At 67.3% G+C, this 19,306-nt stretch carries 18 protein-coding genes; 17 read left to right on the forward strand and 1 reads right to left on the reverse strand.

Annotated features, from left to right (window positions below; translation table 11 throughout):
- The first annotated feature begins 80 nt into the window (after positions 1-80).
- The 16 genes from NA11_RS11190 (at position 81) to NA11_RS11265 (ending at position 16,885) form a co-directional block, all read left to right on the forward strand.
- On the forward strand, positions 81-1,718 hold the full coding sequence (locus NA11_RS11190) for an AMP-binding protein (RefSeq protein WP_069161771.1): 1,638 nt from the start codon (positions 81-83) through the stop codon (positions 1,716-1,718).
- A complete protein-coding gene (locus tag NA11_RS11195; RefSeq protein ID WP_069161772.1) occupies positions 1,718-3,343 on the forward strand; it encodes an AMP-binding protein in 1,626 nt (541 codons plus the stop codon). The genes NA11_RS11190 and NA11_RS11195 overlap by 1 nt, the downstream gene beginning before the upstream one ends.
- Positions 3,344-3,562: 219 nt before the next feature.
- Positions 3,563-3,997: a hypothetical protein gene (locus NA11_RS11200; RefSeq protein ID WP_069161773.1), complete on the forward strand. Its 435-nt coding sequence runs from the start codon at positions 3,563-3,565 to the stop codon at positions 3,995-3,997.
- Between the two features lie 142 nt (positions 3,998-4,139).
- Complete coding sequence (locus NA11_RS11205; RefSeq protein WP_069161774.1) at positions 4,140-6,587, forward strand: Tex family protein; 2,448 nt, start codon at positions 4,140-4,142, stop codon at positions 6,585-6,587.
- Positions 6,588-6,620: 33 nt separating this feature from the next.
- On the forward strand, positions 6,621-7,526 hold the full coding sequence (locus tag NA11_RS11210) for a hypothetical protein (protein ID WP_069161775.1): 906 nt from the start codon (positions 6,621-6,623) through the stop codon (positions 7,524-7,526).
- A 137-nt stretch (positions 7,527-7,663) separates the two neighbouring features.
- On the forward strand, positions 7,664-8,083 hold the full coding sequence (locus tag NA11_RS11215; protein ID WP_069161776.1) for a DoxX family protein: 420 nt from the start codon (positions 7,664-7,666) through the stop codon (positions 8,081-8,083).
- A 21-nt stretch (positions 8,084-8,104) separates the two neighbouring features.
- Positions 8,105-9,265: a serine hydrolase domain-containing protein gene (locus tag NA11_RS11220; protein ID WP_069161777.1), complete on the forward strand. Its 1,161-nt coding sequence runs from the start codon at positions 8,105-8,107 to the stop codon at positions 9,263-9,265.
- Between the two features lie 163 nt (positions 9,266-9,428).
- A complete protein-coding gene (gene rplS / locus NA11_RS11225) occupies positions 9,429-9,770 on the forward strand; it encodes a 50S ribosomal protein L19 (protein ID WP_029893064.1) in 342 nt (113 codons plus the stop codon).
- A 74-nt stretch (positions 9,771-9,844) separates the two neighbouring features.
- Positions 9,845-10,594, forward strand: coding sequence for a signal peptidase I (gene lepB, locus NA11_RS11230; RefSeq protein WP_069161778.1), 750 nt, complete (start codon positions 9,845-9,847; stop codon positions 10,592-10,594).
- Positions 10,595-10,682: 88 nt separating this feature from the next.
- A complete protein-coding gene (gene lepB / locus NA11_RS11235) occupies positions 10,683-11,465 on the forward strand; it encodes a signal peptidase I (protein WP_439957059.1) in 783 nt (260 codons plus the stop codon).
- 79 nt (positions 11,466-11,544) lie between these two features.
- Entirely contained in the window at positions 11,545-12,300 is a 756-nt protein-coding gene (locus tag NA11_RS11240) for a ribonuclease HII (RefSeq protein WP_069161859.1), read from the forward strand.
- Positions 12,301-12,346: 46 nt separating this feature from the next.
- Positions 12,347-12,652 (forward strand): DUF2469 domain-containing protein, encoded by a 306-nt coding sequence (locus tag NA11_RS11245; RefSeq protein ID WP_011210678.1) that lies wholly within the window; start codon positions 12,347-12,349, stop codon positions 12,650-12,652.
- 138 nt (positions 12,653-12,790) lie between these two features.
- Positions 12,791-13,147 (forward strand): YraN family protein, encoded by a 357-nt coding sequence (locus NA11_RS11250; RefSeq protein WP_069161779.1) that lies wholly within the window; start codon positions 12,791-12,793, stop codon positions 13,145-13,147.
- Positions 13,147-14,655 (forward strand): YifB family Mg chelatase-like AAA ATPase, encoded by a 1,509-nt coding sequence (locus NA11_RS11255; protein WP_069161780.1) that lies wholly within the window; start codon positions 13,147-13,149, stop codon positions 14,653-14,655. The genes NA11_RS11250 and NA11_RS11255 overlap by 1 nt, the downstream gene beginning before the upstream one ends.
- A 53-nt stretch (positions 14,656-14,708) precedes the next feature.
- Entirely contained in the window at positions 14,709-15,845 is a 1,137-nt protein-coding gene (gene dprA, locus NA11_RS11260) for a DNA-processing protein DprA (protein WP_069161781.1), read from the forward strand.
- Positions 15,846-15,961: 116 nt separating this feature from the next.
- Positions 15,962-16,885: a tyrosine recombinase XerC gene (locus NA11_RS11265; RefSeq protein WP_069161782.1), complete on the forward strand. Its 924-nt coding sequence runs from the start codon at positions 15,962-15,964 to the stop codon at positions 16,883-16,885.
- Positions 16,886-16,962: 77 nt separating this feature from the next.
- On the opposite strand, the gene NA11_RS11270 is transcribed toward NA11_RS11265, so the two are convergent.
- On the reverse strand, positions 16,963-18,420 hold the full coding sequence (locus NA11_RS11270; RefSeq protein WP_069161783.1) for an MFS transporter: 1,458 nt from the start codon (positions 18,418-18,420) through the stop codon (positions 16,963-16,965).
- A 54-nt stretch (positions 18,421-18,474) separates the two neighbouring features.
- Here NA11_RS11270 and NA11_RS11275 point away from each other — a divergent pair, with 54 nt between their 5' ends.
- Positions 18,475-19,185 (forward strand): TetR/AcrR family transcriptional regulator, encoded by a 711-nt coding sequence (locus NA11_RS11275; RefSeq protein WP_069161784.1) that lies wholly within the window; start codon positions 18,475-18,477, stop codon positions 19,183-19,185.
- Positions 19,186-19,306 lie beyond the last annotated feature (121 nt).

Raw genomic sequence — 19,306 nt, forward strand, 5'->3', positions numbered from 1 at the left:
CAACCCTTTTCGGGGGTAGTGGCGAAATGGTGTGATCTACATCCTATGGGGTGAGCTGGATCACTATGAGGAGTGGCGAGATGGGCACCGACCTGAACCTGCGCGTGCGCGAACTGTTGGAGACGTATGACGGGCCTGCGGCGTCGGCCGCCGCCCTGCTGTGCGATCGGCATCCGGCCAACGGCATCGCGTTCACCATCGTCGAGAGCGACCTGTCCTCGACCGACCTCACCTACGGCGAACTGCGGGAACGGTCGGCTCGGTTCGCGGCGGCGCTGGTGGCGCTCGGAGTCGAGCCGGGGGATCGGGTCGCGACCCTGATGGCCAAGTCGGTGGATCTGGTGGTGGCGCTGCTCGGGATCTGGCGGTGTGGTGGCGTGCACGTGCCGCTGTTCACCGCGTTCGCCCCGCCTGCCATCGCGTTCCGGCTGCAGGCGAGCGGCACGACCGTGGTCATCGCCGATGCAGACCAGGCGCCCAAGCTGGCGCCGGGTGAGGACATGCCCACCGAGGCGCCGTGGCGGCTGATTGTCGCAGGCGACGCCGGGTCTGCAGAGACGCCGCACGAGGCGTTGCGGTTGGACGAGTTGATCGTCGCGCAGCCGACCGGGGCCGAAGCCGTCGCGGTGGGCGGCGACGGAATCATGGTGCAGCTGTTCACCAGTGGCACCACCGGTACGCCGAAGGGCGTGCCGATCCCGGTCCGCGCGCTCGCGGCTTTCGTTGCGTACCAGGAGTTCTCGCTGGACGTGCGCGCCGACGATGTGTACTGGAATGCTGCCGATCCCGGGTGGGCCTACGGCCTGTACTGGGCGATCCTGAGCCCGTTGGCCTCCGGCATCAGGAGCCTGCTGCTGCACGCCGGGTTCTCGCCACCGCTGACCTGGGCGGTGCTGGAGAACTTCGGTGTCACCAACTTCACCGCGGCGCCGACCGTCTACCGCGCGTTGCGCGCCGACACCGCCACTGTCCCACCGGGTTTGCGCCTGCGCCGGGCCTCGTCGGCCGGTGAACCGCTGACCCCGGACGTGGTGTCCTGGTCGGTGGACGCGCTCGGTGTCGCGGTGCGTGATCACTACGGGCAGACCGAGCACGGCATGCTCATCTGCAACCACTGGCACGACGCGCTGCGGGTGGACGCGCCCGCCGGTTCGATGGGCAAGGCGATGCCGGGCTGGACCTGTGCGGTGCTCGAGGACAACGCCGATGTCGAAGCGCCCGTTGGCCAACTGGGCCGGGTCGCGATCGACACCGCGCACAGTCCGCTGCTGTGGTTCCTCGGCTATCTCGACGCGCCGGAACGCACCGCGCAGCGCTACACGGCCGACGGCCGGTGGTATCTCACCGGTGATGCCGGATCGCGGGACGCGGACGGCTTCTTCCACTTCTCCGCCCGCGACGACGACGTGATCATCATGGCCGGCTACCGCATCGGCCCCTTCGAGGTGGAGAGCGTGCTGGTGCTGCACGAGCAGGTCGCCGAGGCGGCCGTCGTCGGCATGCCCGACGACCTGCGCGGCGAGGTGCTCGAGGCATTCGTGGTGTTGCGCAACGGGTCTGCGGCCAGCGATGAACTGGCGACCGAGCTGCAGCAACTGGTGAAGAAGAAGTTCGCCGCACACGCCTACCCGCGTACCGTGCACTTCGTGACGGAGCTGCCGAAAACGCCGAGCGGCAAGGTGCAGCGGTTCGTGTTGCGGCAGAAGGGAAACAAGTGATGTCCGCTCCCAGTTATGCCTCGGGCACCGCCGAAACTCCGCTGCTCGGCGACACCATCGGCGGCAATCTGGACCGTACGGTCGCCGCCTACCCGGACCGGGAAGCATTGGTGGACAAGCCGTCCGGCCGCCGCTGGACCTACCGAGAGCTCGGTGCGGCAGTCGACGCATTGGCCACCGGGCTGGCCGCGCGCGGCATCGGCAAGGGTGACCGGGTCGGTATCTGGGCGCCGAACTGTGCCGAATGGTTCCTCGTGCAGTACGCGACGGCGAAGATCGGCGCGATCCTGGTCAACATCAACCCGGCGTACCGCACCAGCGAGCTCGAGTACGTGCTGCGTCAGGCCGGCGTGCGGATGCTGGTGTCGGCGGCCGAGTTCAAGACGTCGGACTATGTCGCGATGATCGAGGAGGTCCGGCCCAACCTGGCGGACCTGGCGCAGGTGCTGGTGCTCGGCTCCCCGGAATGGGACGAGGTGGCGCGGACCGCGATCGATGCGGACCGGCTGGCCGGGGTCGCGGCGGAACTGTCCATCGACGACCCGATCAACATCCAGTACACCTCGGGCACAACGGGGTTCCCCAAGGGTGCCACGCTGAGTCACCACAACATCCTGAACAACGGCTTCTTCGTCGGTGAGCTGTGCGGCTACACCGAGCAGGACCGGATCTGCGTTCCGGTGCCGTTCTATCACTGCTTCGGCATGGTGATGGGCAACCTGGCGAGCACGAGTCACGGTGCGGCGGTGATCATTCCGGCGCCCGCGTTCGATCCGGCGGCGACGCTGGCCGCCGTCGAGTCGGAGCGCTGCACCTCGCTCTACGGCGTGCCGACCATGTTCATCGCGATGCTCACCGAATTGGATTCCGCGACACCGGATCTGTCGAGCCTGCGCACCGGCATCATGGCGGGTTCACCGTGCCCGGTCGAGGTGATGAAGCGGGTGATCGACCGGATGGGCATGCACGAGGTCTGCATCTGTTACGGCATGACCGAGACCTCGCCGGTGTCCACTCAGACGCGCCGCGACGACGGCATCGATCGGCGCACCGCGACCGTCGGCCGGGTCGGCCCGCACCTCGAGGTCAAGATCGTCGATCCGGCAACGGGTCTCACGGTGCCGCGCGGTGCGCCAGGCGAGCTGTGTACCCGCGGCTACTCGGTGATGCTCGGCTACTGGAACGACCAGGCGAAGACCAGCGAGGCCATCGACACCGCCCGCTGGATGCACACCGGCGACATCGGCGTGATGGACGACGACGGGTACCTGGCGATCACCGGCCGGATCAAGGACATGGTCATTCGCGGCGGTGAGAACGTCTACCCGCGCGAGATCGAAGAGTTCCTCTACACCCATCCCGACATCCTCGACGCTCAGGTGATCGGCGTGCCCGACTCGAAGTACGGCGAGGAGCTGATGGTCTGGGTCCGGATGCGTGAGGGCGCAACACCTTTGGATGCCGACGCGATCCGTGAGTTCTGTGCGGGGAAGCTGGCGCACTTCAAGATTCCGCGTTATGTGCATGTGGTGGAAGAGTTTCCGATGACGGTCACCGGAAAAATCCGCAAGGCCGAAATGCGTGAATTGTCGCGCGAACTTTTGGGATTGCCTGCCGACGACTGACATTGGACACTCGACCGGTCGAGTGATTTCGTAACCGACATTATCGCTTGTCGATGGAAATATGTTACATGCCGGGACTTTTCGTGGTCGGTGCCCCGATTATTACGGTCATGTCATCAGTGGATTGCGCACATAGGGTGGCACTTGATCATTCGATCTGGGGGTTGTTCAATGCGTCTCGAAAGGTCTTGCATGTTCATCGGTTCGATGTCACGTGTTATGTCTTGTGTTTTCGCCACTGCGGCACCGCTGCTGGTGCTGGCACCGGCGGCCGAGGCGAATCCCGGTAGTCCGTACAGCTGCTCGGAGTCGGTTCCGTCGAAAGATGGCTCCTCGGATGTGGAGTCGTGCATTTACGTCGAGAACGGGGTACCCCGGGCATTCGGCGGACTCGTCATCAAAGACGACTCGCTCACGCCCTACAACTGCACCATGGTCGTCAAAGTGATCGACTTCGACGCGTACAAGACCGGGGACAACGAAGAAGTCGCAGACAGCGGCAAACTGCCGTGCACGAACGGCAGGTATCCCTCGCCGCCGATGACCGTGGACAGCGCGAAGGCCAAGCCAGGGCACAGTTACGGCAGCTACACCGAAATCACCAGGTACAACGACGGGGTCGCGCGTATCTACAGTCCGCGCGTGGTCCTGTAGTACGCGAATCGGCACGCACGTGAAAACCACCGGACCGGGCCAGGCACGCTCGGCCTGGTCCGGTGCGTCTTGTCGGGTGACGAAGGTAGTGTCTCCGGACGTGACGACAGCGCCCGAGACCGCAAGTGCAGAGTCCGACCCCGTGCTTCCGCCCACGGCAGCGCCGCCCGCGACATCCGCAGGCGTCGCGCCTCAGGCCAGCGTGAACCGGCGCATCGCCGACGAGCTCGCGGTGCGCGAGACCCAGGTGCGTGCCGCCGTCGAGCTGCTCGACGCAGGCTCGACCGTGCCGTTCATCGCGCGATACCGCAAGGAGATCACCGGCGGTCTCGATGACGCGCAGCTGCGTCAACTGGACGAACGTCTGCACTATCTCCGCGAACTCGACGAGCGGCGCGGCGCCATCCTCGAATCCATCCGTGGCCAGGGCAAACTCGATGACGCACTGCACCAGCAGATCATGCTCGCCGAGACCAAGGCCAGGCTCGAGGACATCTACCTGCCGTACAAGCCGAAGCGGCGCACCAAGGCGCAGATCGCGCGCGAGGCAGGCCACGAGCCGGTCGCCGACGCACTGATCAACGAGCCGACCACCGATCCCGCGCAGTACACCGCCGAGCAGCTCGACGGCGCGCGGTCGATCCTGGTCGAGCGGTTCGCCGAGGACGCCGACCTGGTCGGCGAACTGCGTGAGCTGATGTGGAACCGCGGCCAGGTGAGCTCGACGGTGCGGCCAGGCAAGGAGGAGGCAGGCGCCAAGTTCGCCGACTACTTCGAGTTCAGCGAGCCGTTCACCAAGCTGCCCTCGCACCGGATCCTCGCGCTGCTGCGCGGCGAGAAGGAAGAGGTGCTCTCGATCCAGCTCGAGCCGGATACCGAAACTGACTCGTCTGGTCGCTCCGCAGGCTCCGCTCCTGGCGAGCCAGGCACTCGCACCATCTACGAGGGCCGGATCGCGGTGAAGTTCAACATCTCCGACAAGGGCCGCGCGGCCGACAGCTGGCTGCTGGACACCGTGCGCTGGGCTTGGCGGACGAAGCTGCAGGTGAGCCTCGGCATCGACACCAGGATGCGGCTGCGGCAGGCGGCCGAGAAAGACGCCGTCGACGTGTTCGCGGCCAACCTGCGCGACCTGCTGCTCGCCGCGCCCGCGGGCACCCGCACGACGATGGGTCTCGACCCCGGCTACCGGACCGGCGTGAAGGTCGCGGTCGTCGACGCCACCGGCAAGGCCGTCGCCACCGAGGTCATCTACCCGCACAAGCCGCAGGGACAGACCGAGAAGTCGATTGCCGTGCTCGGCGCGCTGGTCGCCCGGTTCGGTGTCGAGCTCATCGCGATCGGCAACGGCACCGCCTCGCGCGAGACCGATGCCCTTGCCACCGAGCTGATCTCGCGGATCCCGGAGAACAAGCCGACCAAGATCGTGGTGTCCGAGGCGGGCGCCTCGGTGTACTCGGCCTCGGCGTACGCCACCCAGGAACTGCCGGACATGGACGTTTCGCTGCGCGGCGCGGTCTCGATCGCGCGTCGCCTGCAGGACCCGCTGGCCGAGCTGGTGAAGATCGACCCGAAGTCGATCGGTGTCGGGCAGTACCAGCACGACGTCTCCGAGACGCTGCTCGCGCGTTCGCTCGGCGCGGTGGTCGAAGACGCGGTGAACGCGGTCGGCGTCGACGTCAACACGGCCTCGGTGCCGCTGCTGTCGCGCGTGTCCGGCATCGCCGGGTCGGTGGCCGAAAGCATTGTGGCGCACCGGGATCAGAACGGGCCGTTCCGCAGCCGGACGGCGCTGCTCGCCGTGCCGCGACTCGGTCCGAAGGCGTTCGAGCAGTGCGCGGGCTTCCTGCGGATCCGCGGCGGAGACGACCCGCTCGACACCTCGTCGGTGCACCCCGAGGCCTACCCGGTGGTGCGCCGGATCATGGAATCGACCGGACGCGACATCACCGAGGTCATCGGCAACACCACCGTGCTGCGCGCGCTGCGTGCCGACGACTTCACCGACGAACGCTTCGGTGTGCCGACGGTGACCGACATCATCACCGAACTCGAGAAGCCGGGCCGCGACCCGCGTCCGGAATTCAAGACCGCCGAATTCGCCGCCGGCGTGGAGAAGGTCGCCGACCTCACGCCGGGCATGGTGCTCGAAGGGGTCGTCACGAATGTCGCGGCCTTCGGCGCGTTCGTCGACATCGGCGTGCACCAGGACGGGTTGGTGCACGTGTCGGCCATGTCGCACAACTTCGTCAAGGACCCGCGCGAGGTCGTGAAGTCCGGCGACGTGGTGAAGGTGAAGGTGCTCGAGGTCGACGTCGCCCGCCAGCGTATCGGGCTGTCGCTGCGTCTCGACGACGAACCCGGTACCGCAGGGAAGGGCGACGGCGGTCGCAAGCAGGGCGGTGGTCAGGGCGAACGCGGTCGTGGCGGGCCGGACCGCGGCGGGCAACGGCAGAATGGACAGGGCAAGGGCCAGGGACAAGGCAAGCCACAGAGCCAGGGCCGCAACCAAGGCAACCAGCGCCGCAACGCGCCCGCGCCGACCGGTTCCATGGCGGACGCGTTGCGCCGCGCGGGTTTCGGGCAGTAGGACGGACGCACCGGACGGAGGATTCAGGTCGCCATGCGACGGTGGCTCAATGAGGATGTGATCGCGCAGGGCAGGCTTCCACTGCTGTGCTTCCTTCTGGGGTTCATCGTCGGCTTCCTGTTGATCCGGCTCAGCGTCCGGCTGATCCGGAAACAGGTGCGGTGGTGGCCGGGCAACCTGCGCTCCGGCGGGGTGCACATTCACCACATGGTGTTCGGGGTGATCCTGGTGCTGTCGTCCGGCCTCGGCATGGTCGCCCTGTATCAGAACGCCTCCGTCACGACGGCCAGCGTGCTCGCCGCCGCCTTCGGTGTCGGCGCCGCGCTGACCCTCGACGAATTCGCGCTGATCTTCTATCTGCGCGACGTGTACTGGGAGGAACAGGGACGCACCTCGGTGGACGCGGTGTTCGTCGCGCTCGCGGTGACCGGGCTGCTCTTGCTCGGGTTTCATCCGCTGTGGTTGTTGGATATCAACGACTTTCGCAGTGACCCGAGCCTCGAGGTGCGGATCTTGGTCGTCGTCTTCGCGGTGGTGAACCTGGCGCTCGCGGCGATTGTCATTGCCAAGGGCAAGATCTGGACCGGGCTGTTCGGCATGTTCTTCCTGCCGCTGCTCGTCGTCGGCGCGTTCCGTTTGAGCAGGCCAGGCGCGCCGTGGGCGCGCTGGCGCTACGCCGACCGTCGGCGGCTGATGTATCGCGCCATCGTGCGTGAGCGCCGGTATCGCAGGCCGGTGATCCGCGCCAAGATCTTCGTGCAGGATCTGGTGGCGGGTAAACCGGATGTCGAGCATGTCCGCACCGCCGCCGAGGCCGAGCTCACCCGCACGGTCGTGCCCGCGCCGCCCGCGCCGCACCGGCACCACCTGTCGCTGTTCGCGTCGGAACCCGGCCCGGAGCCGGTATCGCAGACGCCGGACCGCGGCGACGGTCTCTGAAACCTGCTCTGCGGACAGCGAATCGCGAGAAGGTCCGAGTCGGGGCGCACGGCCGATCATCAGGGTGCCGGAATTGAGTGTTACCTTCGTCCGCTCCCATCCGTCAAAGAGATACGACCGACGGAAGGGAACGAACCATGAACACCACAACCAAGGACCGTGCGGTACGACTGGGGTACCTGGCCGCCACCGGGCTCATTCTCACCGAAACGGTGGTCGGCTCCTACTGGGACCTCGCCCGAATTGCTTATGTCCGTGAGGTTTTCGATCACCTCGGGTATCCGATGTATTTCGCAACCATTATGGGCACCGCGAAGATTGCCGCCGTGGCCGCGGTCGTGTTGCCCGGTCCGCCGCGCCTCGAGGAATGGGCCTATGCCGGACTGACTTTCGTCTACGGCGGCGCGGCGGCCTCACACCTCGCGGTCGGCGACTCGCCCAAAGCGTGGATCGGTCCGATGATTGCCACCGGTCTCACCCTGGCGTCCTGGGGCCTCCGTCCACCCGCAGGCCGGCGCAATCCGCTTGCCGTGCTGCGTCGTCCGGCACACGCCTGACATCGGGCCGAGGAGGTATCGATGAGCAACGACGTACAAGGCACGGTCGCAACGGGATTCGACGAGGTGCACACCGAATTCAGTGCCGTGGTGGCCGAGGAGAACGGCGAATCCGGCGCGCAACTGGCGGCTTTCGTGGACGGCCGACTGGTTGTCGACCTCTGGGCCGGCGCGCAGGTGACCGGTGACACGCTGACCGGGCTGCTTTCCTCGACCAAAGGGGCGGCGACAGTGGTTGTCGCCCTGCTGGTTCAGGACGGAATGATCGACCTGGACCGCCCAGTCGCGGTGTACTGGCCGGAGTTCGCCGCCGCGGGAAAGGCCGCGATCACCCTTCGGCAGGTGCTCACGAACCAGTCCGGAGTCATCGGCGTCGACGGCGGATTCACCATCGCCGAACTCTGCGACGATCGGGTGATCGCCCAGCGGGTCGCCGGACAGCGCCCCTTCTTCCGGCCGGGAGCAGCCAAGGGCTACGGCGGTTTCGTGACTTTCGCCATCCTGGACGCGGTGATCCGTCGCGTCATGGACAGCTCGATCCAGGACCTGTTCGAGGAACGCATCGGCGACCCCTACGACATAGACGTCTTCCTCGGCCTGCCCGCAGCCGTGGACAAGCGCTATCTCCCCGTGCTTCCATGGCTCGCGACACCGGAGCAAGAGGCCGCCTTCGAGGCCAATTCGCCTGGCCCACACAGCATTGCGGCCATCTCCTACAACATCAACGCCCCCGATTTCACCCCCGGCGACGTGCTGGCCCTCTCCAACAACCCCGCACTGCGCGCCAATGGTCCGGCCTCGATGGGCGCCGTCGGCAGCGCTCGCGGCCTGGCAACCATGTACGCGGCCACCATCTCCACCGTCAACGGCAGGCCACCACTCCTGAAACCCGACACCCTCGCCGAGTTCACCACCATCCAATCGACGGCACCCGACCTCGTCCGCGGCGCAGGCGCCCCCTACCTCGTCGGCTTCGAAGCCAAGGGCCTCCAGTACCCGTTCCTCGCCGCCAACGCCTTCGGCCATTCCGGTGCAGGCGGCTCCGACGCCTTCGCCGACCCGCACAGCGCCCTCTCGTACGGCTACACTCGCCGTCGCGCCGCGTTCGGCTTCGATGCGCCCGAGAACGAGAGGCTTGCGGCGGCACTGTCCCGGGCGGCACAGCGAGCGATCCTCGCCTGATCCGGGGGGCCGATTTTTCTCGCGACCTGCCGATCTGGCACAATGCTCAGGTTGCCCTGGGTGAGTTGTGGACCAGGCGCATCCCCCTAAATCGGAGCATGAACCGGCCGAGCACGTGCGGTGCCGCCAGGGTCCTCTGTTCGCGCAACCCAGAAGGATGGACATGAACACCCTTGACTTCGTCGACGAGAAGTCGCTGCGCAGCGACGTCCCCGACTTCCGGCCGGGCGACACTCTCAATGTGCACGTGAAGGTCATCGAAGGCTCGAAGGAGCGCATCCAGGTCTTCAAGGGCGTCGTCATCCGACGCCAGGGCGGTGGCATCCGCGAGACCTTCACGGTCCGCAAGGTGTCGTTCGGTGTCGGCGTGGAGCGCACCTTCCCGGTGCACACCCCCAACATCGACCACATCGAGGTCGTCACCCGCGGTGACGTCCGCCGCGCCAAGCTCTACTACCTGCGCGATCTGCGCGGCAAGGCCGCCAAGATCAAGGAAAAGCGCTGAGCTCGTAGCGCTCCCGAAACATCCAGTAGCCCGGCACCGGACCGCAAATCCGGTGCCGGGCTACTGTTTTAGGCGTGGCAAAGCACAGGGGGAACCCGGCGGACAACGCGCCGAGGCGCCGAGGCAGGAAGCGGCGGCCGTTCTGGCAGGAACTGCCGATCCTGATCGTGATCGCGGCGGTGGTCGCCGCGTTGCTGGTGAACTTTGTCGGCAGGCCGTACGTGATTCCGTCGGAGTCGATGGAGCCGACGCTGCACGGGTGCGCCGACTGCGTCGGCGACCGCATCTATGTGCAGAAGCTGAGCTACTACTGGGGTGACCCGAAGCCGGGCGACGTGGTCGTCTTCGTCGGACCGCCCTCCTGGAACGACACCTTCCGTTCGACGCGCTCGCGCAACACGGCCGTGCGTGGGGTGCAGAACTTCTTCTCGTTCTTCGGCCTGGTGCCGCCGGACGAGAACGATCTGGTGAAGCGGGTGGTCGCGGTCGGCGGCCAAGTCGTGCAGTGCTGCGACGAGCAAGGCCGAGTCACCGTCGACGGCGAGCCGCTCTACGAGCCATACGTGCACACCGACTACCTGTGGGTGAGCGGCCAGCAGAACGAGACATACCCCAGGGGCCGGATCTTCGGTCCCGTGCACGTGCCGCAAGGGCACGTGTTCGTGATGGGGGACAACCGCCGCAACTCACGCGACTCGCGCGCCCATGTCGGTGACCCGCTGCAGGGCACGGTCCCGGTGGACAACATCCGAGGCAAGGCGGTGTTCAAGATCTGGCCACCGGGCCGGATCGGGCCGGTGCGGTCGGAGAACCCGCAGCCGTAGGAGCGCGAGGCTGGGAGTTGCTCGAGACTGGCCCCAGGGACGGCCCGGCCTAGGGCGTTAGTCACCCATGCGGGCTAATCTGTTCGGCGTGGCAGACGAGAGTGGGTCGGTGTCGGTGTCCGATTCGGACGACGAGGGGGTCGAGCGGCGTCGGGGCAAGCGACGGCGGGCGAAGAAGCAGCGGCCGTTCTGGCAGGAGCTGCCTATTCTTGTCGTCATTGCCGCGGTGATCGCGGCGCTGATGGTCACCTTCGTCGGGCGGCCGTACGTGATCCCGTCGCAGTCGATGGAGACCACCCTGCACGGGTGCGCCGGTTGCGTCGGCGACCGCATCTATGTGCAGAAGCTGAGCTACTACTGGGGCGATCCGAAGCCGGGCGACGTGGTCGTCTTCGTCGGCCCGCCGTCCTGGAACACCCACTACCAGTCGATCCGCTCGGACAACGCGGCCATCCGCGGCGTGCAGAACTTCTTCTCGTTCTTCGGTCTGGTGCCCCCGGACGAGAACGATCTGGTCAAGCGAGTGATCGCCGTCGGCGGTCAGACCGTGGAATGTTGCGACGCGCAGGGCCGAGTCCTGGTGGACGGCAAGCCATTGGACGAGTCGTACGCGCGCTACATCTTCCCCTATGTGCCCGGCCAGCCCTACGGTCCGGGCGGCGGCCGCGAATTCAAGCAGGTGAAGGTGCCGGAGGGGCATCTGTGGGTGATGGGCGACAACCGCAACGAGTCCGCCGATTCGCGCGCTCACATCACCGACGAGCTGCAGGGCACGGTGCCGGTGGACAACGTCCGCGGCAAGGCGGTGTTCAAGATCTGGCCGCCGAATCGGATCGGACCGGTGCGGTCACAGAACGCCCAACAGAACTGATCGTCAGCGGCCGCAGCATAATTGGACGGTGGGGCAGAGCCGAGTGGGACACAGCAATGGGTGGCCGCCGCGTGTGGTGATGCGCAAGGCCGGTGGTCTGCGCACGCTCGAAGCGGCGTTGATCCGCAGCGGACTCGGCCCGGTGGCCGGCGTCGACGAAGCGGGTCGTGGACCGTGCGCGGGGCCGCTGGTCGTCGCGGCGTGCCTGCTCGCGCCGAAGGCCTACGACAAGCTGGCCGGGCTCGACGATTCGAAGAAGCTCACCGAGCCGGTGCGCGAAGAACTGTTCCCGGTGATCCAGCGGCTGTCGCTGGCCTATCACGTGGTGGTCATCCCGTCCTGGGAGATCGATTCGATCGGTATCCACGTCGCCAATATCGAAGGCATGCGGCGGGCGGTGGCCGGGCTCGGTCATTCGCCGGGGTACGTGCTGACCGATGGATTCCGGGTGCCTGGCATCCCGGCGCCGTCGCTGCCGGTGATCGGCGGTGACGCGGCCGCGGCCTGCATCGCCGCCGCCAGCATCCTGGCGAAGGTCACCAGGGACCGGATGATGGTGGATCTGGACCGGCGCTATCCCGGCTACGGTTTTGCCACCCACAAGGGCTACAACACGCCCGATCATCTCGCGGCGCTGCAGCGCCTCGGCGCCAGCGACGAGCACCGGCGCTCGTGGCGCAATGTGCGCGAGGTGGCGGGCTTGCGGCCGGTCGCGGGCGTGGCCGAGCAGGCCGACGCCATGCTGGCCGGCGAGGTGGACGAGATGCTGCCCGCCGAGTTCACCGACCTGCGTCCGGACAGCCGAGTGGCTACCGGCGCTACCCATGCGCGATGATGTCAGCACACGACGCAGCGCGGCGAGAAGGAGGACGTCCCACCCGATGAGTGCCGAGGACCTCGAGAAGTACGAAACCGAGATGGAGCTCTCGCTGTATCGCGAGTACAAGGACATCGTCGGTCAGTTCTCGTACGTGGTGGAGACCGAGCGCCGCTTCTACCTGGCCAACTCCGTGGAATTGCGCCCGCAGAACGCCGACGGCGAGGTGTATTTCGAGGTTCGGATGAGCGATGCCTGGGTGTGGGACATGTACCGCCCGGCCCGCTTCGTCAAACACGTCCGGGTGATCACCTTCAAGGACGTCAACATCGAAGAGCTGGAGAAGCCGGACCTGCGGCTGCCCGAGTAGCACGGGGCACCGACGATTCGGTGCCCTTTCCGGCCCTGCGCACGGTGAGTTGTGCACAGGGTGCCCGTTATCAACAGCCCTGGTATTTGCCCAGGTCAGCGTCCGGATTGGCGGCGCGCTGCCGGGCACGCTGGCCGGGTGACAAGCAAACAGGCGCTCGGTGCGCACGGGGAAGAGTTGGCGGCACGATTCCTGCAGGCCGCGGGGATGGAGATCGTCAGTAGGAACTGGCGATGCAGATACGGTGAGCTCGACCTGATCGCCAGGGACGGCGACATCACCGCCTTCGTCGAGGTGAAGACCCGATCCGGGCTCGGCTACGGGATACCGGCCGAGTCGGTCACCTTCGCCAAATGCCAGCGCATCCGCAGGCTGGCCCTGCTGTGGCTGGCCGAGCAGGAAGGACCGTGGCGGCAGATCCGGTTCGATGTCGTCTCGGTGCTGCTGACCCGCGGCCACGAACCGGTGATCGACCACCTCCCGGCGGTGTTCTGATGGCGCTCGGCCGAGCCCACTCGGTTGCGGTCACCGGCGTCGATGGTCTGCTCGTCGAGATCGAAGCCGATATCGGGCAGGGGCTGCCGACCGTGCACCTGGTCGGGCTGCCGGACACCGCGTTGCAGGAGTCACGGGATCGAGTGCGCTCGGCCGTCGCGAACTCGGGGGAGAAGTGGCCCGACGGGCGGGTGATCCTTGCGCTCTCGCCGGCGATGCTGCCCAAGATCGGCAGTGTCTACGATCTCGCCCTCGCGATCGCGGTGCTCGACGCGGCGGGCACCATCCCCGCCGAACGGCTCGCGAAGACGGTGCTGCTCGGCGAGCTCGCCCTCGACGGCCGGGTGCGGCGGGTGCGCGGCATCCTGCCCGCGGTGATCGCGGCGCGCAATGCGGGCTGGGCCGCGGTCGTGGTGCCCGAGTCGGCGCTGGCCGAGGCCGGATTGGTCGACGGGATAACGGTTTTCGGGGCGGCGAGCCTGCGCACGGTGATCGCCTGGTTGCGTGGGGAAGGCGCGCTGCTCGAACCGAGCGGGCACGTGCCAGACCCGGTCCGTTCGGGTGGCGACCTGAGCGAGGTGGTCGGTCAGGACGAGGCACGGTGGGCGCTGGAGGTGGCGGCGGCCGGTGGTCACCATCTGCTGCTGACCGGTCCGCCCGGCATCGGGAAAACAATGCTGGCTCAACGTCTTCCAGGTCTGCTTCCGCCGTTGTCGGAGTCCGAGTCGCTCGAGGTCACCGCCATCCATTCGATGGCGGGGGTGCTGTCCGACGACCATCCGCTGATCGCGGTGCCGCCTTTCGTCGCACCGCACCATTCGACCTCGGTCACCGCGATGGTCGGCGGCGGTTCGGGAACCGCGCGGCCGGGCGCGGTGAGCAGGGCCCATCGCGGTGTGCTCTTCCTCGACGAATGCGCCGAGGTCGCGACTAAAGTGCTGGAGGCGATGCGGACTCCGTTGGAAGAGGGCGAAGTTCGCATCGCCCGCCGCGACGGTGTCGCGCGCTATCCGGCGCGCTTTCAGCTCGTGCTGGCCGCCAATCCGTGCCCGTGTGCGCCTGCACGCGACGTCGATTGCATCTGCGCGCCGCTCGCTCGTCGGCGGTATCTGGGGAAATTGTCCGGGCCGTTGATGGATCGGATCGACATCTGGGTGCAGATGCGCGGTCAGTCCGGCGCGGCGTTCAGTACCGACGCGGCCGAGAGCAGTGCGGTGGTGCGTGAGCGGGTCGCCATGGCCAGGCAGGCGGCCGTGCACCGTTGGCGGGACCATGGCTGGCTGACGAATTCCGAAGTGCCAGGCCATGTTCTGCGCCAGCGGTTCCGGCTGCCCGCCGAGGCGATCGCTCCGGTCGAGACGGCATTGCGGCTCGGTCGGATGTCCGCGCGTGGTGCCGACCGTGCCATCCGAGTGGCCTGGACTATCGGAGACTTGCGTGGCGCGGAACTTCCGTCGGTGCAGGATGTGCTGGCGGCGTTGAACTTCCGGCAGCGGAGCGCGCAGTGAGCGCGGGGTCGTCGGCTGGTCGACAACGGCACGGCGATGCGGACGCGCGGAGGTTGGCCTGGGTGTACCTGTCGCGCGTGATCTCCGGACCTTGCCCGGCGCTCTCGGCGTTGATCGACTCGGTGGGTGTGGAGGAGGCGGCGCGTGCCGTCCGCGACTGCGCACTGCCCGCGGTGCTCAGGGCGCCGACCGAGCAGCGGCGCGGAACGGACACGGCGGAACGGGATCTGGAACTGATGGCGCGGATCGGCGGGCGAGTCGTGACGCCCGACGATCCCGAGTGGCCCGCCTGGCGCCTGCTCGGCCTGACCCAACTGGAGGTCGGCCGCGACCGCGACGGTGCGGTGCCGCTGGTGCTGTGGGTGCGCGGCCAACGGTCGCTGCTCGAGTCGAGCGAGCGAGCGCTCGCCGTGGTCGGCTCGCGGTGCAGTAGCGGGTACGGCAATCACATCACCGGCGAGATCGCGGGCGACCTTGCGGCCCAGGGCTGGACGATCGTGTCCGGCGCGGCCTTCGGCATCGACGCGATGGCGCATCGTGCGGCGTTGGCTGTGGACGGCGCCACCATCGCGGTGCTGGCCTGCGGTGTCGACCGGCCGTATCCGGCGCAGCACGATCGGTTGCTGGCGGAGATCGCCGAAACGGGCTTGGTGGTCAGTGAATATCCGCCGGGGACCACCGCGCACAAACACCAGTTCCTCGCGCGCAATCGGCTCGTCGCAGCCTTGGCCGACGGAGTCCTCGTCATCGAAGCTGGTCTGCGTAGTGGTGCGCGCAACACGGTGAAATGGGCACGGCGCCTTGGTCGTCCGGCGCTGGCCGTCCCCGGTCCGGTCACCTCGGCCGCCTCGGTCGGCTGTCACCGGATGATCCGTGAGGGCGAAGCCGTCCTCGTCACCCGCGCCGAGGAGGTCATCGACGAAGCGGGCCCGCTGCGGCTGTCGCTGCCCGGCACCGCGGGTTCGGCCACGAGCCCGGCGGACACGCTCGACGGCGACGAGGCGTTGGTGTTCGCCGCTCTCCCCGCAATCGGTTCCCGGCTGCCACGCGAACTGTCCGACCAGACCGGACTGCCGCTGGCCGCGGTGCGTGCGGCCCTACCCGCCCTCGACCTCGCCGGACTTGTCGGCTCGGACGACAGCGGCTGGTTCCGCAAGGCGACCACGCACCGCACCCCGAAGGACACCTGACCCATGCCAACCATCCCCGAAAGAAAGTCACCACATGTATGGCACTGGTGTGAGCCGCCAGCGGTTGATCGGCGCGGTGGCTTGCCAAGAACGACAACGGTCGCGACGGTGGTGAGATGGACGAGCTACCCGAGGATCTGGAAGCACTGCTGACCGAGTACAGCAGGCATCTGCGGCTCGGGCGGAATCGATCGGCGCACACCGTGCGTGCCTATCTCGGGGATGCGCGCTCGCTGCTGGCGCATCTGTATGAGCGGTCCGCGGATTCGGCAGTGCGCGAACTGGATCTGCTGCTGTTGCGGTCCTGGCTCGCGCAGCAGGCGGCCATGGGGGTGGCCAGGACCACCATGGCGCGCCGCGCGTCGTCCGCGCGTACCTTCACCGCGTGGCTGACCAGCACCGGACGGCTGGCCGTCGACCCAGGCCTTCGGCTCGGCTCGCCGAAGGCGCACCGGGTGCTGCCCGCCGTGCTCGGCCAACCGCAAGCCATCGGTGTCATGGAAGCGGCCGAATCCGGTGCCGCGCAGCACGATCCGATGGCGCTGCGGGACCGGCTCATCGTGGAACTGTTGTACTCCACCGGCATTCGGGTCAGCGAGCTCTGCGGACTCGACATCGAGGACGTCGACCGGGAACGCCGAGTGGTCCGGGTGCTCGGCAAAGGCAACAAGGAACGCTCGGTGCCCTTCGGCGTCCCCGCCGACGAGGCGATCGGCTCGTGGCTCCAGCATGGTCGCGCCGCCTTCGCGACCGGGGAGTCCGGCCGCGCGCTCCTGCTCGGCCGTCGCGGCAAGCGGCTCGACCAGCGCCAAGCCAGAACCGTGGTGCACGAGGTGGTTTCGGCCATTCCCGGCGCGCCCGACATGGGCCCGCACGGCCTGCGTCACACCGCGGCCACCCATCTCCTCGAGGGCGGCGCCGACCTCCGCATCGTGCAAGAACTCCTCGGCCACGCGAGCATGGCCACCACCCAGCTCTACACCCATGTCTCGATCGAACGTCTCAAGAAGGTGCACGACCAAGCCCATCCCCGCGCCTGACGCACCGCAATCCGTCGACGGCACAGTGGATTCGGCCTGCGGCGGCCGCCCCTGTGGTGACAGGGACGGCCGGGCAGTCAGCCGACTTCCACCGTGTCGGCTTGCGGCTGTTCGGCAGGCTTGCGGGCACGGAGCAGGGTTGCGCCGAGCAGGGCGGCGGCGACGCTGAAGCCCGCACTGATCCAGGAGCCGGTGGACATGGCCGCGGTGAAGGCGGCCTTGGCAGGCTCGTCGAAGCCGAGTTGGAAGGCGGCGCCGATGGATTCGCGAGCCGCGGCCGGTGCGTCGGCCGGCATGTGTTCGGTGAACACGCCGGCCAGTACGCTGCCGAGGATCGCGATGCTGATCGCCATGCCGACCTGCTGGAGTGTGTCGTTCATGGCCGAGCCGACACCGGCGTGCTCGAGCGGGATGGCGCTCATGATGGCGGCGTAGGCGGCCGGGCCTGCCAGACCACCGCCGACACCCATGACCAGCATGCTGACCAGGACCCACAGGTACCCCTCGCCCATCGCGAGGATCACGAAGGCCAGGCCCATGACCAGCAGTCCGGACACGATCAGCGTCTTGTTGGTGAGCTTCTTGCCGAGCGTCGCGCCGAGCCCGTTGCACACGGCGGCCGCCACCGCATAGGGCAGCAACGCCAACCCGGCCTTCATCGGGCCGTATCCGAGCACGAACTGCAGGTACTGGGTGAGCATCAGCATCACCGCACCCATGCCGAACACCATGAGCAACAGGGTGAAGCAGGTTCCGCTGAAGTCGCGATTGCGGAACACCGCGAGCGGCAGCATCGGGTGCGCCGATCGGCTCTCCCACACCACGAACGCGACCGCGGCCAGCACGGCGAGCGCGATCATGCCGATGTTCCACTCCCGCTCGATGATCACGTAGACCGTCGAGACCAGCGCGACGATGGAGAGCAGCACACCGATCAGGTCGACCGGCCGCTGTTCACCGGTGGTTTCCGGCATCAGCACCAGCGCGGCGACGATGGCAAGGATGGCCACCGGAATGTTCAGCAGGAACACCGAACCCCACCAAAAGTGCTGCAGCAGAAAGCCACCGAGGGTCGGTCCGGCGACGATGCCGACCATCGACACGGTGCTCCAGCCCGCCATCGCCTTGCGGCGCTCGTCCTCGGCGAAGGTGGTCATCAGGATGGACAACGTCGACGGCATCACCAGCGAGCCGCCGACGCCCATCGCCACCCTGGCGGCGACGACCTGCCAGGGTTCGGTGGCGAGCACCGCGCCGAGCGAGGCCACCCCGAACGCGGCGAGACCGATGATCAGCATCCGTCGCCTGCCGAATCTGTCGGACAGGCTGCCCGCGGTGAGCAGGAGTCCGGCGAAGACCAGGATGTAGGCGTCCAGGATCCATTGGATATCCGACGGCGTTGCGCCTAGTTCCCGAATCAGTGACGGGATAGCGAGATTGAGCACAGTGCCGTCGATCATCAGCACCAGCAAGGACAGGCAAAGGACCCCCAGAATCCACCAGCGGCGAGGGTCTCGTACAACGTTCGATTCCACTCGCACAGCGTACGATAGTCTCGAACAGTGTGCGAGTGAATATAAGATTGGCCCGTGACCAAGCAGTTCTCTTCGGTATGGCTCCGCGAACCCCGTCAACCGAAGGCGTCGGGACTCCACCGTGATCAGATCGTCGAAGCCGCGGTGGCGCTCCTGGACGCCGAGGGGCTCGAGGCGTTGAGCATGCGCAAGATCGGCGCCAAGCTCGGCGCGGGTGCGACCAGCCTGTACTGGTACGTCGCGAACAAGGAAGAGCTGCTGGAGCTGGCGCTCGACGAGTTCTGGGGCATGGTGGAAACGCCGGAGTCCGACGACGCGCCGTGGCGTGAGGTGCTCACGACATTCGCCTACAACTTCCGTGCAACGATGCGGGCCCATCCGTGGTCGGCCGGCCTGGTCGGGCGGTTGCCGAGCATGGGTCCGAAGGCGTTGCGCGTCACCGACCGACTGCGTCGCGCCTATTACAGCGCTGGATTCCGTGGCATCGACATCTACATGGCCAGCGGCACCGTGCTCTGCTTCGTGCTCGGGCAGGTAACACCGGAGATCGCCTGGACCAAGGCGTACGGCGATGCCGAGTTCGATACCGAAGGCGCGCTGGAGATGATGGATCGGGTGGCCGAGGACTATCCCGAGATACGGGCTGACTACCGCGCGACGACGCCGACGGATGCGGCGACGGCTCGGGCGATGGCGTTCGACTTCGGGCTGCTGTGCGTTTTGGACGGCCTGGAGGCGCGGTTGCGTGGCGTGCCGGGGTCCTAACGTTCGAATCGGTACACGTTCATTTCTGAGTAATGGTCTGGAACACGCCTTTACGTTGGTAATCTGGCACACGTTCTAGTTCGCCGGATTGGTGAATCCGGCGATTCGGTGCACCGGTGGG

This window comes from Nocardia altamirensis NBRC 108246 (genome assembly GCF_001612685.1).
Lineage (GTDB): Bacteria > Actinomycetota > Actinomycetes > Mycobacteriales > Mycobacteriaceae > Nocardia > Nocardia altamirensis.